This window comes from Pseudoxanthomonas mexicana, assembly GCF_046736355.1.
In the GTDB taxonomy this organism is placed as follows: domain Bacteria; phylum Pseudomonadota; class Gammaproteobacteria; order Xanthomonadales; family Xanthomonadaceae; genus Pseudoxanthomonas_A; species Pseudoxanthomonas_A mexicana_B.
The window spans coordinates 1,638,544-1,652,762 of sequence record NZ_CP157201.1; the positions used below are offsets into that span (position 1 = coordinate 1,638,544).

Consider the following 14,219-nt stretch of genomic DNA (forward strand, 5'->3'; position numbering starts at 1 on the left):
CGGCGCGTCAGCCGCGCCGTGCCAGCCAGCGTGCCGCACCGGCGCCGGCCAGGCGGCCGCCGGCGAAGCAGGCGGTCAGCAGGTAGCCGCCGGTCGGGGCTTCCCAGTCCAGCATCTCGCCGGCGGCGAAAACGCCGGGCAGGCCGGTGATCATCAGGTCCTCGTCGAGCGATTCCGGCATGATGCCGCCGGCGCTGCTGATCGCCTCGTCGATGGGACGCGCGCGCCGCAGCCGCAGCGGCAGCCGCTTCAGCGTGGCGGCGACCCTGGCCGGATCCTGCAGTTCGGCCTTGTCCAATACTTCGTACAGCAACCTCGCCTTGGCGCCGCCGATGCCCGCGGCGCGGCGCAGGTGTTCGCTGAAGCTGCGCGTGCCGCGTGGCCTGGACAGATCCGCTTGCAGGCGCGGCAGGTCACGGCCCGGCAGCAGGTCCAGATACAGGAGGGCCTCGCCGTCGCGCGCGATGGCGTCGCGCAGCGTGGCGGAGATGGCGTAGATGGCGCTGCCCTCGATGCCGCTGGCGGTGACCACGCATTCGCCTTGCAGCGCCTGCTCGATGCCGTGGTCGTCGCGCCAATGCAGGACCACCGGCTTGAGCGGCGCGCCGGCGTGGCGGCTGGCGAAATGCGCGCTCCAGTCGATGTCGAAGCCGCAGTTGGAAGGCCGCAGCGGCGCGACCGGCACGCCGCGTGCCTGCAGCCACGGCGCCCATGCGCCGTCGGAACCCAGTTGCGGCCAGCTGCCCCCGCCCAGCGCCAGCACGGTTGCGCCGGCCCGGACGATGCGCTCGCCCTCGGGCGTGTCGAAGCGCAGTGCGCCGTCGGGCGCCCAGCCCCGCCAGCGATGATGCACGTGGAAGCGCACCCCCGATTCGCGCAGCCGCCGCACCCAGCCGCGCAGCAGCGGCGCGGCCTTCAGGTCGGCGGGGAAGACGCGGCCGGAGCTGCCGACGAAGGTCTCCACGCCCAGCCCGGCGGCCCAGGCGCGCAGCGCCTCGGCATCGAAGCCGTCGAGCCAGCGGGCGACCTCGGCCTGCCGCGTACCGTAACGGCGGTCGAACACGCCGCGCGGATCCGAGTGGGTGAGGTTGAGCCCGCCCTTGCCGGCGATCAGGAACTTGCGTCCGACCGAACCCTTGGCCTCGAACACGTCCACCTCCACGCCGGCCGCGCGCGCGGTTTCGGCGGCCATCAGGCCGGCGGGGCCGCCGCCGATGACGGCCAGGGCGATGCTTTCGGGGAGAAGGGACATGGCGGGATTATCGCCGAGGATGCGCGCCATGCCCGTGGCGGCGCAACCCGCGGCGGCGATGCAGTATCTTCACGCCTCCTCCGGATACGGACCCGCTCCATGACGCCATCGTCCCCGCGCCTGCTCGCCGTCCTCGCCGCCGGCCTGTTGTCCCTGTGCTTCCCGGTGCTGCATGCGCAGGAAAGCTCTGCCGCCTCCGCGCTGCCGCCGGCCTTGCAGGATTTCGACCGGCGGGTGGAAGCGGTGCGCGAGGCCTTCGACATCCCCGGCATCGCGGTGGCGATCGTCAAGGACGGCGAGGTCGTGCTGGCGCGCGGCTACGGCGTGCGCGAGCAGGGGCGGCCGGAGGCGGTCGATGCGGAGACGATGTTCGCCATCGCCTCCAACACCAAGGCCTTCACCGCCGCCGCGCTGTCGATGCTGGCCGACGACGGCAAGCTGTCGCTGGACGATCGCGTCATCGATCACCTGCCGGATTTCCGCATGGCCGACGCCTACGTCACCCGCGAGATGCGCCTGCGCGACCTGCTGGTGCACCGCAGCGGGCTGGGGCTGGGCGCGGGCGACCTGCTGTTCTGGCCGACCACCACCTACAGCAACGCCGAAGTGGTGCAGCGGCTGCGCGACGTGCCGCTGGCCGGCGGCTTCCGCAGCCAGTACGCCTACGACAACATCCTCTACGGCGTGGCGCAGCGGGTGATCGAGACGGTCAGCGTGCAGGGCTTCGAGGACTTCCTGCAGGCGCGCGTGTTCGCGCCGCTGGGGATGGCGCAGACGCGCTACAACAGCGACCGCCTGCGACCGGGCGACAACGTCGCCAGCGGCCACGCCAAGGCCGATTTCAGGGATTTGCAGACCGCGCCGCGGATGACCTGGAGCAACGTCGCCGGCGCCGGCGGCCTGTACGCCAGCGCCGGCGACATGGCGCGCTGGATGCAGGTGCAGCTCGATGGCGGCGTCTACCGCGATGCCGACGGCAACGAGCAGCGGCTGTTCACCGCCGCCCGGCAGAAGGCGATGTGGTCGCTGGTCACGCCGATGCCGATCGCCGAGCCCAGGGTCGAGTCGCTGAAGCCGGCGCGGCCCAATTTCCTCGGCTACGGCGAGGGCTGGATGCTGTCGGACTATCGCGGCCAGAAGCTGGTCTGGCACACCGGCGGCTGGCCGGGCATGGTCTCGCGGCTGACCCTGGTGCCGGATCGGAAGCTGGGCGTGGTGGTGCTGACCAACCAGGAAGTGAGCGCGGCCTTCCACGCGCTGACCTTGCAGGTGCTGGACGCCTACCTGGATGCGCCGGCGCACGACTGGCTGGCCGCCTACCGCGAGCTGGTGGCGAAGAACCACGGCGACGCCGATGCGAACTGGCGCAAGCTGCAGGCCGCGCGCGACGCCAGGTCGAAGCCTTCGCTGCCGCTGCCGCGCTACGCGGGCACGCTGCGGGATCCGTGGTACGGCGACGTCGAGATCGCCCGGGAAGGCAAGGGACTGGTGCTGCGCTTCACCCGCACGCCGGAACTGGTCGGCGACCTGTCGCACTGGCAGCAGGACACCTTCGTCGTGCGCTGGCGCGAGCGCTGGCTCAATGCCGATGCCTTCATCACCTTCGCGCTGAAGCCGGATGGCGGCATCCGCGAGGCACGGATGCAGGCGATCTCGCCGCTGACCGATTTCAGCTTCGATTTCCATGATCTGCGGCTGGCGCCGGTGGCGCGGTGAAGCAGGGGCAGGGTTCTCCGTGAGTTGCCGTCGTCCCGGCGCAAGTTGATTGCTTCCGGGCGAAACCTGTGGGAGCGACGTGAGTCGCGACGATAGGTTGCCGGTAAAGCTCCATCGCGACTCACGTCGCTCCCACAACGGGTAGCATCACCGCCGTCAGCGCGGCTCGACCGCCAGCAGTTCCACCTCGAACACCAGCGAGGCGTGCGGCGGGATCACCCCGCCGGCGCCCTTGCGGCCGTAGCCGTAGTCGGAAGGAATCAGCAGCACGCGGCGGCCGCCGACGCGCATGCCGGCCACGCCGTCGTCCCAGCCGCGGATGACCTGGCCGGCGCCGAGCGGGAAGCTGAAAGGCTGGCCGCGATCGACCGAGCTGTCGAACTTCTCGCCGCGCTGCTGCGGCGCTTTCTCGTCGTACAGCCAGCCGGTGTAGTGCACGGTGACCCTGCTGCCGGGCTCGGCGAGCGCGCCTTCGCCGACGGCCTGGTCGATGCGTTGCAGCTCGGCCACGCTGCCGCCCGGCGGCGGTCCCGGATCCCGGCAGGCGCTCAGCAGGGGCAGGCACAGCAGCATCAGCATTGAAAGAATCCGCATCGAGGGTTTTCCCGGGGAAAGGTGGGTGCACGCCGCCACTGGCAGCGAAGCGCGGGCGGGCAGGGTACGCGTACAATGCGGGCGATGTCCAAGCTGCTGCTCAACCTGCGCCACGTGCCCGACGACGAAGCCGACGACGTGCGCGCGTTCCTGCGCGAGGCCGGCATCGCCTTCTACGAGACTCCGCCCAGCCCGTTCGGCATTTCCGCCGGTGGCATCTGGATCGAGGACCGCGACCGCCACCCGCAGGCCAAGGCGCTGATGGCCGACTACCAGCAGCGCAGGCGCGAGCGGGCGCGCGCCGAGCATGCCCAGGCGCAGCGCGACGGCACCGCCGAGACCTTCCTGGGCCTGTTGCGCCGCCGGCCGCTGTTCGTGCTGGCCACGCTGGCGGCCATCGTCTTCGTCGCCTCGCTGGTGCTGCTGCCGTTCGTGCTGCTGGGCCTGTAGAGCCGAGCTTGCCCGGCTGCTTTTGCATGGAGGCGAGAGCAGCCGGGCAAGCTCGGCCCTACAAAGGCAGGTTTGTTCAGGATTGGCAGGGCTGGCAGCAGGTAGAGCGGTAAAATGCCGCCATGATCGTCAACATCGCCGCCTACCATTTCGTCCACGTCGATGCGCCGCAGGCATTGGCCGATGCGCTGTTCGAGCGGGCCGAGGGTCTTGGCCTGCGCGGCACGGTGCTGGTGTCGGGCGAGGGCGTCAACCTGTTCCTGGCCGGCGCCGCGGCGGGCATCGACGGCTTCCTCGATGGATTGCGGCAGGATGGCCGCTTCGCCGATGTGCAGGTCAAGCTCAGCCACAGCTGCCGCCAGCCGTTCGCGCGGCTGAAGGTCAAGGTCAAGCCGGAAATCATCAGCTTCCGTCGCGACGACGCTTCGCCGCTGCGCCGCGAGCGCGCGCCCGCGGTGGATCCGCCGACGCTGGCGCGCTGGCTGCGACAAGGGCGCGACGATGCCGGGCGCCGGGTGGTGATGCTGGACACGCGCAACCAGCAGGAGATCGAATACGGCACCTTCGCCGGCGCGCTGACGCTGCCGATACGCAAGTTCACCGACCTGCCGCAGGCGCTGGCCCCGCATCGCGACGCGCTGGCCGACGCGACGGTGGTCAGCTTCTGCACTGGCGGCATCCGCTGCGAGAAGGCCGCGCTGTGGATGCGCGACGACGGCATGGACAACGTGCTGCAACTGGACGGCGGCATCCTCGGCTACTTCGAGCGGGTCGGCGGGTTCGGCTACGACGGCCGCTGCTTCGTGTTCGACGAGCGCGTCGCGCTGGATCCGCAGCTGCGCCCGCTGGTGGACGACGCGGCCTGACGATGGCGCAGGTCCCGGCCGCCGCGCCGCTGCAGTTCGACAACCGCTTCGTCGCCGAACTGCCGGGCGATCCTGAAACCGGGCCGCGCCGCCGCGAGGTGCTGGGCGCGGCCTGGTCGTCCGTGCGGCCCACACCGGTGGCCGCGCCGCGGCTGCTGGCATATTCGCGCGAGATGGCCGAATCGCTGGGGCTGGACGCGGCGACCGTGGCCTCGCCGGAGTTCGCGCAGGTCTTCGCCGGCAACGCGCTGTGGCCGGGCATGCAGCCGTACGCGGCCAACTACGGCGGACACCAGTTCGGGCATTGGGCCGGGCAGCTCGGCGACGGCCGCGCCATCACCCTGGGCGAGGCGATCGATGCGCAGGGCAGGCGCCAGGAACTGCAACTGAAGGGCGCCGGGCCGACGCCGTACTCGCGCACCGCCGACGGCCGCGCGGTGCTGCGCTCGTCGATCCGCGAATTCCTGTGCAGCGAGGCGATGCACCACCTGGGCGTGCCGACCACGCGCGCGCTGTGTCTGGTCGGCACCGGCGAGGCGGTGCTGCGCGACATGTTCTACGACGGCCACCCCGAGCACGAGCCGGGCGCGATCGTCTGCCGGGTGGCGCCGTCGTTCCTGCGCTTCGGCAATTTCGAACTGCCGTCCGCGCGCGGCGACTCCGTGCTGCTGCGGCGACTGGTGGAGTTCTGCATCCGCCGCGACTACCCGGAGCTGTCCGGCGAGGGCGAAGCGCTGCATGTCGAATGGTTCGCCCGGATCTGCGAGCGCACCGCGGTGATGGTCGCGCACTGGATGCGGGTGGGCTTCGTGCACGGGGTGATGAACACCGACAACATGTCCATCCTCGGCCTGACCCTCGACTACGGTCCCTACGGCTGGATCGACGACTACGATCCGGACTGGACGCCCAACACCACCGATGCGCAGGGGCGTCGCTACCGCTTCGGCTGGCAGCCGCGCATCGCCTGGTGGAACCTGACCCGGCTGGCGCAGGCGCTGGCGCCGCTGTTCGCCTCGGTGGAACCGCTCAACGACGGCCTGCAGCGCTACGGGCAGGCGCTGGCGCGCGCAGAACGCGACGTCGTCGCCGGCAAGCTGGGACTGGATGGATGCCGCGACGGGGACGCGGTGCTGTATTCGGACCTGCTGGCACTGCTGCACGCCGGCGAAACCGACATGACGATCTTCTTCCGCGCGCTGGGCGAGACGGATCCAGCATCGGCCAGTCCGGAGGATTTCGCGGCCGCATACTACGACGAGGCACGGCGCGATGCGGTCGCCGGGGATCTGGCGGCGTGGCTGGCCCGCTACGCGCGACGACTGGGCGAGGACGATCTGCCCGATGCCGTGCGCCGCGAACGCATGCGCCTGGCCAACCCGCGCTACGTGCTGCGCAACTACCTGGCCCAGCAGGCCATCGACCGTGCGCACGCCGGCGACATGGGTGGCATCGACGAACTGCTCGAGGTGATGCGCAGGCCATACGAGGACCAGCCCGGGCGCGAGCGCTACGCGCAGCGGCGGCCCGACTGGGCGCGCGAGCGTGCCGGGTGCTCGATGTTGTCGTGTAGTTCCTAGGGGATGCGCGGGTCAGTGTTTTCGTGATTGCGCGGGATATAGCTCCCTCTGCCCCGCTTGCGGGGAGAGGGTTGGGGGTGAGGGGGCAGGGCGCCGACCTGCGATAGGTTGCGTCGAGAAGTGAATCGCGGCTTCGGAAGGAGTACGAGTCGTTTCAGAGAGCGCGGACTTCGTTCGCCCCCTCACCCGCCTTCGGCACCCTCTCCCCCGCGAGCGGGGGAGAGGGGAATCTTCTCCCTGCCTGCGCAGGATCGCGCCGTCAGCCTGGCACCGCCATCCCCGCCGCATGGCCCGACGCCCACGCCCACTGGAAGTTGTAGCCGCCCAGCCAGCCGGTGACGTCGACCACTTCACCGATGAAGTACAGGCCGGGCACGTGGCGCGACATCATCGTGCTGGACGACAGGCTGTCGGTGTCGACGCCGCCCAGCGTGACTTCCGCGGTGCGGTAGCCCTCGGTGCCGCTGGCGACCAGCGGCCAGGCGCCCAGTACCTCGGCCACCTCGCGCAGTTGCGGCTCGTTGTACTGCTTCAGCGGCCGGTTCGGCAGCCAGGCCTCGCACAGGCGCTGGGCGAAGCGGCGCGGCAGCGCGTCGGACAGCACGGTCTTCAGTTCCGCGGCCGGGCGCGCGCGCTGCTGCTCCTTCAGCCAGGCCAGCGCGTCCTGCCCGGGTAGCAGGTCCAGCCGCAGGTCGTCGCCAGGCTGCCAGTACGAGGAAATCTGCAGGATGGCCGGGCCGCTGACCCCGCGGTGGGTGATCAGCATGAAGTTGCGGAACGCCTGCCGGCCGCAGCGCGCCTCCACCGGCACGGCCACGCCGCTGAGATCCCGCAGCCGTTCCTGGTGCTTGCCCGACAGCGTCAGCGGCACCAGTCCGGCGCGGGTGGGCAGCACGACATGCCCGAACTGGCGCGCCAGGTCGAAACCGAAGCCGCTCGCGCCCATGCTGGGAATCGACAGCCCGCCGGTGGCCACCACCAGCGACGGCGCGGCGAAGCGGCCCTGCGAGGTCTGCACGCGGAAGCCGTCGCCTTCGCGCGCCACGCGCTCGACCGCGCACTGGGTGGCGATGCGCACCTGCGCCGCCGCGCACTCGTCCAGCAGCATCTTCACGATGAGCCTGGACGATTCGTCGCAGAACAGCTGGCCCAGTTCCTTCTCGTGGTAGGCGATGCGGTGGCGCTCGACCAGGTCGATGAAGTGCGCCGGCGTGTAGCGCGCCAGCGCCGACTTGCAGTAGTGCGGGTTGGCCGACAGGTATTGCGCCGGCGTGGCGCCGGTGTTGGTGAAGTTGCAGCGCCCGCCGCCGGACATCAGGATCTTCTTGCCGACCTTGTTGGCGTGCTCGATCACCAGCACGCGCAGGCCGCGTCCGCCCGCGGTCAGCGCGCACATCAGCCCGGCCGCGCCGCCGCCGACGACGATGACGTCGTGGGTCATCGGCACCGGGTCAGGCCCGGGGCGCGGCCGAGCGGTGCACGGCGGGCGTCAGCGACACCGACGCATCGGCCGCCAGCAACTGCACTTCGCCGTCCTGCACCAGCACGTCCAGGCGCATGCCGCGGGCGTGCAGCGCGGCCAGCGCCTCGACGTCGGCCGCTGACAGGTCGAGCACGGTCAGGTTGTCCTGGCGCGCCAGCGCGGCGGCGTTCTTTTCCCGCCACAGCTCCGCGACCTGGCCACCGTAGTTGACCACGACGACCTCGCGGGCGCGGCCGCAGGCCTTGCGGATGCGCGACTCGTCGGGCTGGCCGAGTTCGATCCACTGCTCGATCTGGCCGCTGTAGTCGCGCCGCCACAGATCCGGCTCGTCGGTGGCGCTGAGCCCGCGGCCGAACTCCAGCCGCTCGTCGGCGTACAGCGCGAAGGCCAGCAGCCGCACCATCAGGCGGGCGTCGGTCTCCGACGGGTGCTGGGCCAGGGTCAGCGCATGGGCCGCGTAGTAGTGGCGGTCCATGTCGCTGATCTGCAGCTCGGCTTTGACGACGGTGGCCTTGAGCGCCATGACGGTCCGGAAAGGCAAAGGGGCGCCATGATACCGGCCCGCGGAGCCGCGGCGGCTGACGGGCGGTGAAGGCGGGCTGACCAACGGCGCCCCCGGGCTTAACAAAACATTCGCTTTTGTCCCGGAACCCCGGTAGAGTGCGGGCACTGTGCTTGCCAGGGTCACTGTGAATCGTGAGTCCTGATGCGGTAGATCGCTCTGCTACATCGTTCCGCTTTACCAACGCCTGCAAACCCAGTCTCGGCCCCGGAATGTTCCGGTACCGCGATTCATCTTCCAAATCCAATGTTTTCAGGAGTTAGTAAAATGGCTGAACGTCAGACCGGCACCGTCAAGTGGTTCAATGACGCCAAGGGCTTCGGTTTCATCACCCCGCAGAGCGGCCCGGACCTGTTCGTGCACTTCCGCGCGATCCAGGGCAACGGCTTCAAGTCGCTCAAGGAAGGCCAGAGCGTGAGCTTCGTCGCCGTGCAGGGCCAGAAGGGCATGCAGGCCGACGAAGTGCAGCCGCTGTAATCCAGCGCCGCACCGATTGACCTCGAACGCCGGGAGCGCAAGCTCCCGGCGTTTTTGTTTGCGCGCGCGTTGCGATGGTTGCGCGGTTCACTTGTTCTTGCGCGCCGGTGCGCTCTGATGGCGGTCTCTCCACCGCGCAGGCGCCAGACCATGACCGAGCACCAGGAAAACATCCGCAAGCTGGCCGATCTGATCAAGGGCATCGACATCGCGATGCTGACCACCACCTCCGCCGACGGCCGCCTGGTCAGCCGGCCGCTGGCCACGCAGGAGGTCGAGTTCGACGGCGACCTGTGGTTCGCCACCTCGGCCGACAGCCACAAGGTCGCCGAGATCCGCGCCAACCCGCGCGTCAACGTGGCCTATGCGAGCAGGGACCGCAACGACTACGTGTCCGTTTCCGGCCTCGCGCAGGTGGTCGACGATCGCGCGAGGACCGCGCAACTGTGGACGCCGGCGATGAAGGCGTTCTTCCCCGGCGGCCCGGACGATCCCGACCTGCGCCTGATCCGCGTCGCCGTGGAAAGCGCCGAGTACTGGGATGGCCCGGGCACGGTATTCGGCAAGGCGCTGCATTTCCTGATGAGCGCGGCGAGCGAGAATCCTCGCGTGCTGGCGGAGAACGAGACGCTGCAAATCCGCTAGGGCCAGTTGGGGGGCTGTCAGGGTCGGAATGCTTCCTTCATCGGAATGGGCTCCCTCCCCCGTTCACGGGGGAGGGTTGGGGTGGGGGCGTCGGCTGGTGGTTGCCCCCATCCCAACCTTCCCCCGCAGGCGGGGGAAGGGGCGGGTCATGGCGCTGGAAACCATGGCGAGCAACTCCCTCCTGTTTAACCGGGGAAGGATTCGGAGGCTTCCGTCGGCCGGAGATTTGCCCGATCCAGCCTGTCGGGCAAGCACACGGGCACGATTCGTTTTCTAGATCCTGCGCACGCGGAAGCTGCGGCCCTTGATCCTGCCCTGGCCCAGCCGCGCCAGCGCCTGCGCGGCCTTGCCGGTTTCCACCGCCACGTAGGAACGGGTCGGGAAGATGTTGATCTTGCCGATGGCCCTGGCCGGCAGGCCGGCCTCGCCGGTCAGCGCGCCGAGGATGTCGCCGGCACGCAGCTTGTCGGTCTTGCCGGCGTCGATGCGCAGCGTGGCCATCGCCGCCGGCGGGGCGCTGCGCGCGGCCGGCGGGGCGGGGACGTGGCGCTCCCATTGCAGCGGCATCGCCAGCGTTTCCGCCATCGCCTCCACGCGCGGCAGCTCGCGCGGGGTGACCAGCGTCAGCGCGATGCCGTCGCGGCCGGCGCGCCCGGTGCGGCCGATGCGGTGCACGTAGGTGTCGGCGTCGCTGGGCAGATCGTGGTTGACCACCATCGCCAGGTCCTCGATGTCCAGCCCGCGCGCGGCCACGTCGCTGGCCACCAGCACGTTGCAGCTGCGGTTGGCGAAGCGCAGCAGCACTTCCTCGCGGTCGCGCTGCTCCATGTCGCCGTGCAGCGCCAGCGCGGAGAAGCCGTAGTGCGACAGCGAACCGGCCACCTCGTCCACCTCGCGGCGGGTGTTGCAGAACACCACCGCCGATTCGGGCCGATGGCGCAGCAGCAGCGCGGCCAGCGCCGGCTGCTTGCGCGCAGGTTCCACTTCGATGAAGCGCTGCTCGATGGCGACCGGGCGCGCCGCGCCCTCGACCGTGGCCTCGTGCGGATCGCGCAGGCTGGCGCGCGCCATCTCGCGCACCGCCTCGGAGAAGGTCGCCGAGAACAGCAGGCTCTGCCGCGTCTTCGGCAGCTTGCCGACGATCTCGCGCAGCGGTTCCTCGAAGCCCATGTCGAGCATGCGGTCGGCCTCGTCCAGCACCAGCGTGCGCACGCCGGACAGGTGCAGCGCCTTCTTGCGCAGCAGTTCCTGCACGCGCCCGGGCGTGCCGACCACGACCTGCGGGTCGTGCGTCTCCAGCGAGGCCAGCTGCGGCGCCAGCGGCATGCCGCCGCACAGCGTCAGCACCTTCAGGTTGGGGATGCCCAGCGCCAGCCTGCGGATCTGCTGGGCGACCTGGTCGGCCAGTTCGCGGGTCGGGCACAGCACCAGCGCCTGGGTGCGGATCAGCGCGGGGTCGAGCGCGTGCAGCAGGCCCAGCCCGAACGCGGCGGTCTTGCCGCTGCCGGTCGGCGCCTGCGCGATGACGTCGCGGCCGGACAGGATGAAGGGCAGGCTCTGCGCCTGGATCGGCGTCGGCACCGCGTAGCCGAGCGCGTCGAGGCCGCGCTGCAGGGCGGGGGGGAGGGACAGGGAGGCGAAGGATTCCATCCGCGCATGATCGCAGCATTGGCGCGGCGCGCGTAGGGGCGCGGCGTGAACGGGAGGTCCGGCGGGACCGCCGGCGATGCGCGGCCGCGGGGATCAGGCGATGCGAGCGGTGCTCACTCCATCGCCTCGAAGTCCTCCTCGGCCAGCGACACGAACGCCCAGAACGGCCGCTGCGCGCCGGCCCAGGAGCGGGAGGCCTCGTCGAGGATGTCGAGCAGGGTGTCGAAGTCGGCCTCGCGGTCGCGCCGCAGGTCGCCGGCATGGCCCAGCAGCAGCGCATGGCCGGCCGCGGGCAGCCAGGACAGATCCTGCAGGCAGTCGGCCAGGCCGTCCCAGTTGCGCCCCAGCCCGGCGGGGAAGTCGAGCGCGGTGGCGATGCGCAGCAGCAGGGTGGACTTGTCGCGGCAATCCTGTAGGTCGATGCGGGTGGCGCGCAGGCCGGCGTCGCGCGCGGCGGTGGCCAGCGGCGCCAGGTCGTCGTGGGTGATCAGGAACACGCCGGCGCGCGCCGGGTCGTCCAGGCCGAGGTCGAAGCCGGAATCGCTCATCGCGCGGCGCCCGTGGCGGCGATGGGGCGGAAGCTGGCGTAGTGGTCGTCGGTGTACCAGAACTCGCGCGGCGGCTGGCCGCCGGCGACGATGCGGCGCGCGCCGCGATGGCCCAGGCCGGGCGTGTCGACGGTGTACTCGCGGTAGTAGCCGCGCGGCTGCTGCGGCAGCAGGCGCTCGCGATTGCCGAACACGCTGCCGTCCTGCCGGTGCGGGAACGGCCCGCCGCGCGCGATCAGGCGCAGCACTTCGTGCGCCTGCGGGGGCAGGTCGGCGGCCACGGCAGGCGCGGGCGCATCGACGGATGACCGTGGTGGCGCGGCGGGCGCGGGCGGCGGCTGGCCCGCAGGCTCCGAAGGCGGTGGCAGTTCCAGCGGTTCGCTGCGCAGGCCGTCGTTGCCGGACGGCAGCGGCGATTCGCTGGCGGGCGGCGCGGGGAGCGCTTCAGGCGAGTTGAGGCGCTGGCTCCAGAACCATCCCGCCAGCGCGATCAGCAATGCGCCCATGATCAGCCAGGGCATGTGGCGGGAATGCGACCTGCGGTGGCGGCGCGAGCGCATCGGTCATCCCTCCCGCGTCTGGTGCAGGCGACGACCGCAGCCTTGCCATTCCTGCCCGTCCACCCGCAGCGTGGCCGTGGCCGGGTAGGTCTCGTCGCTCATGCCGTCGCTGCATTCGCCGTCGCGGATGCGCAGTTCCACGCGCTGCCCGTCGGCGGTTTGTCCGCGATAGCCGGTCGTGCGCGCATCTGCATCGACGAAGGAAGTCGAACCCGCCACGCGCAGCGTCCGCTGCCCGTAGTCGAGCGCGGCCTGCAGTGCCGGCGCGGCACCGGGGCCGACCTCGATCCACCATCCCGGTTCGTTGCCGATGCCGCGGAACACGGCGCCGCGCGCGCGGGCCTGTTCCCACGGCCCGGCCGCCGTCGCCTGCCGGCATTCCGCCGCCGGCTGCCCGGCCAGCGTCAGCGTGCCGCTGTCGCCCTTGGTCCAGAACTCGTTGCCGCGGGCGTCGGCGTAGCGCGCGCCCGAGGCCGAGCGCGCATGCGGCAGGACCAGCGTGCCGCCGCCCATCGACAGCCTTGCCTGATCGCGCGCGTTGTCGAACGTGGCGGCGATGCGCTGGTCGCCGCACTGCCAGTAGGTTTCGATGACGGCGGCGGCCGGGTCCGGCTGCGGCGCGGGCGCGCTGGCGCAGCCGGCGAGCAGGGCCGCCAGCAGGGCGGCCATCGGGATCGTGCGACTGTGCATTGATTTCTCCTTTTTCAACCGTTCGAGCATAGTCCCTGGACCTGAGCGTTTCGTGAGGACAGGACGGCGGGGGACGCCGCCGCCTGTTCATGCCCGTCACGCCAACGGGCCTATCATCGGCGCGGAGAAGGCGGGTTTTCGGGAGTCTGCGCGATGAACCGTGTGCTGCGGCCACTGGCGCATGTGTCCACGACGGCGTGGCCGTCGCTGCTGGGCATCGTCGTGCTGCTGGCGTCCGGACTGCTCGCGCTGCACTGGAGTTCGGCGCCGGAGCTGCAATCGCATGGCGTATGGCGCGGCCTGCGCGGCGGCGCATTGTGCGGGTTGGCGACCGCGCTCGGCGCCTTGCCGGTGCTGGTGGTGCGCGGCATCCCGCGCCGGCTCGGCGATGCGCTGCTCGGCTTCGGCGCCGGGGTGATGCTGGCGGCCAGTGCGTTCTCGCTGGTGCTGCCGGGGCTGGAGGCGGCGCAGGGGCAGGGTTACTCGTCCTGGGGCGCGGGCGGCCTGGTCAGCATCGGCCTGCTGCTGGGCGCGATGGGCCTGCTGCTGCTGGATCGCGTGCTGGCCGAGGACGCGCCCGAAACGCAGCGGCAACTGGTGCCGTCGCGGGTGATGGTGTTCGTGCTGGCGATCGCGCTGCACAACATCCCCGAGGGCATGGCGGTCGGCGTCGCCGCCGGTGGCGGCTTGCCGGAAGCGGCGGGCCTGGCGATGGGCATCGCACTGCAGGACATTCCCGAAGGCCTGGTGGTGGCGCTGGTGCTGGCGGGCGCCGGCATGGCACGGACCAAGGCGGTGTTCGTCGGGGTGCTGTCGGGCGTGGCCGAACCGCTGGCGGCGGTGGCCAGTGCCTGGGCAATGACGATCTCGACCGCGCTGCTGCCGTGGGGCCTGGCGTTCGCCGCCGGCGCGATGCTGATCGCGGTGGTGCACAGCGTGGTGCCCGAGTCCACCCGCGGCGGGAACTCGCGCCTGGCCGCGCTCGGACTGGCGATCGGCTTCTGCGTGATGATGGTGCTGGACACCGCGCTGGCGGCGTGAGGGGCGCGTCGTATCGAGCTTTCTTCAAGGGGAAGGGCCGATACTTGCGAGCCACTGGCCGCATCGGCTCGAACGCCTGAGCGCCGGGCGCGAAGGCCTGTGTTC

15 protein-coding genes are annotated in these 14,219 nt (G+C 71.0%); 7 read left to right on the forward strand and 8 right to left on the reverse strand.

What is annotated here, in order from left to right; all coding sequences use genetic code 11:
• Positions 1 to 7: 7 nt before the first annotated feature.
• The gene (locus AAG688_RS07575) at positions 8 to 1,252 is read right to left on the reverse strand and encodes a TIGR03862 family flavoprotein (protein ID WP_411834725.1); all 1,245 of its coding nucleotides are present in this window, start codon (positions 1,250 to 1,252) and stop codon (positions 8 to 10) included.
• A gap of 99 nt (positions 1,253 to 1,351) precedes the next feature.
• Between AAG688_RS07575 and AAG688_RS07580 the strand changes: the two genes are divergently transcribed.
• A complete protein-coding gene (locus AAG688_RS07580; RefSeq protein WP_411834726.1) occupies positions 1,352 to 2,968 on the forward strand; it encodes a serine hydrolase in 1,617 nt (538 codons plus the stop codon).
• A gap of 156 nt (positions 2,969 to 3,124) precedes the next feature.
• Here the strand turns inward: AAG688_RS07580 and AAG688_RS07585 are convergent, their stop codons facing one another.
• Positions 3,125 to 3,562 (reverse strand): FKBP-type peptidyl-prolyl cis-trans isomerase, encoded by a 438-nt coding sequence (locus tag AAG688_RS07585; RefSeq protein ID WP_411834727.1) that lies wholly within the window; start codon positions 3,560 to 3,562, stop codon positions 3,125 to 3,127.
• A gap of 84 nt (positions 3,563 to 3,646) precedes the next feature.
• Between AAG688_RS07585 and AAG688_RS07590 the strand changes: the two genes are divergently transcribed.
• The 3 genes from AAG688_RS07590 to AAG688_RS07600 all read left to right on the forward strand — a co-directional run bounded on the left by AAG688_RS07590 (position 3,647) and on the right by AAG688_RS07600 (position 6,458).
• Positions 3,647 to 4,012, forward strand: coding sequence for a DUF6164 family protein (locus AAG688_RS07590; RefSeq protein WP_411834728.1), 366 nt, complete (start codon positions 3,647 to 3,649; stop codon positions 4,010 to 4,012).
• 122 nt (positions 4,013 to 4,134) lie between these two features.
• Positions 4,135 to 4,878: a sulfurtransferase gene (locus AAG688_RS07595; RefSeq protein ID WP_411834729.1), complete on the forward strand. Its 744-nt coding sequence runs from the start codon at positions 4,135 to 4,137 to the stop codon at positions 4,876 to 4,878.
• Positions 4,879 to 4,880: 2 nt separating this feature from the next.
• On the forward strand, positions 4,881 to 6,458 hold the full coding sequence (locus tag AAG688_RS07600; RefSeq protein ID WP_411834730.1) for a protein adenylyltransferase SelO: 1,578 nt from the start codon (positions 4,881 to 4,883) through the stop codon (positions 6,456 to 6,458).
• Positions 6,459 to 6,717: 259 nt separating this feature from the next.
• On the opposite strand, the gene AAG688_RS07605 is transcribed toward AAG688_RS07600, so the two are convergent.
• On the reverse strand, positions 6,718 to 7,899 hold the full coding sequence (locus AAG688_RS07605) for an NAD(P)/FAD-dependent oxidoreductase (RefSeq protein ID WP_411834731.1): 1,182 nt from the start codon (positions 7,897 to 7,899) through the stop codon (positions 6,718 to 6,720).
• A 10-nt stretch (positions 7,900 to 7,909) separates the two neighbouring features.
• Positions 7,910 to 8,464 carry a YaeQ family protein gene (locus AAG688_RS07610; protein WP_411834732.1) on the reverse strand — a complete coding sequence of 185 codons (555 nt, stop codon included), beginning with the start codon at positions 8,462 to 8,464 and terminating at the stop codon, positions 7,910 to 7,912.
• A 306-nt stretch (positions 8,465 to 8,770) separates the two neighbouring features.
• Here AAG688_RS07610 and AAG688_RS07615 point away from each other — a divergent pair, with 306 nt between their 5' ends.
• Both AAG688_RS07615 and AAG688_RS07620 read left to right on the forward strand, forming a co-directional pair.
• A complete protein-coding gene (locus AAG688_RS07615) occupies positions 8,771 to 8,980 on the forward strand; it encodes a cold-shock protein (protein WP_411834733.1) in 210 nt (69 codons plus the stop codon).
• Between the two features lie 150 nt (positions 8,981 to 9,130).
• Complete coding sequence (locus tag AAG688_RS07620; RefSeq protein ID WP_411834734.1) at positions 9,131 to 9,625, forward strand: pyridoxamine 5'-phosphate oxidase family protein; 495 nt, start codon at positions 9,131 to 9,133, stop codon at positions 9,623 to 9,625.
• 273 nt (positions 9,626 to 9,898) lie between these two features.
• Here the strand turns inward: AAG688_RS07620 and dbpA are convergent, their stop codons facing one another.
• From dbpA to AAG688_RS07640, 4 genes are all read right to left on the reverse strand, one after another.
• Positions 9,899 to 11,275 (reverse strand): ATP-dependent RNA helicase DbpA, encoded by a 1,377-nt coding sequence (gene dbpA / locus AAG688_RS07625; RefSeq protein WP_411834735.1) that lies wholly within the window; start codon positions 11,273 to 11,275, stop codon positions 9,899 to 9,901.
• A 113-nt stretch (positions 11,276 to 11,388) separates the two neighbouring features.
• Positions 11,389 to 11,823: a barstar family protein gene (locus AAG688_RS07630; RefSeq protein WP_411834736.1), complete on the reverse strand. Its 435-nt coding sequence runs from the start codon at positions 11,821 to 11,823 to the stop codon at positions 11,389 to 11,391.
• Complete coding sequence (locus AAG688_RS07635; protein ID WP_411834737.1) at positions 11,820 to 12,344, reverse strand: ribonuclease domain-containing protein; 525 nt, start codon at positions 12,342 to 12,344, stop codon at positions 11,820 to 11,822. Before AAG688_RS07635 ends, AAG688_RS07630 begins: the two co-directional genes overlap by 4 nt.
• Before the next feature lie 42 nt (positions 12,345 to 12,386).
• On the reverse strand, positions 12,387 to 13,073 hold the full coding sequence (locus AAG688_RS07640) for an MliC family protein (RefSeq protein WP_411834738.1): 687 nt from the start codon (positions 13,071 to 13,073) through the stop codon (positions 12,387 to 12,389).
• Positions 13,074 to 13,226: 153 nt separating this feature from the next.
• Here AAG688_RS07640 and AAG688_RS07645 point away from each other — a divergent pair, with 153 nt between their 5' ends.
• A complete protein-coding gene (locus tag AAG688_RS07645; protein ID WP_411834739.1) occupies positions 13,227 to 14,114 on the forward strand; it encodes a ZIP family metal transporter in 888 nt (295 codons plus the stop codon).
• Positions 14,115 to 14,219 lie beyond the last annotated feature (105 nt).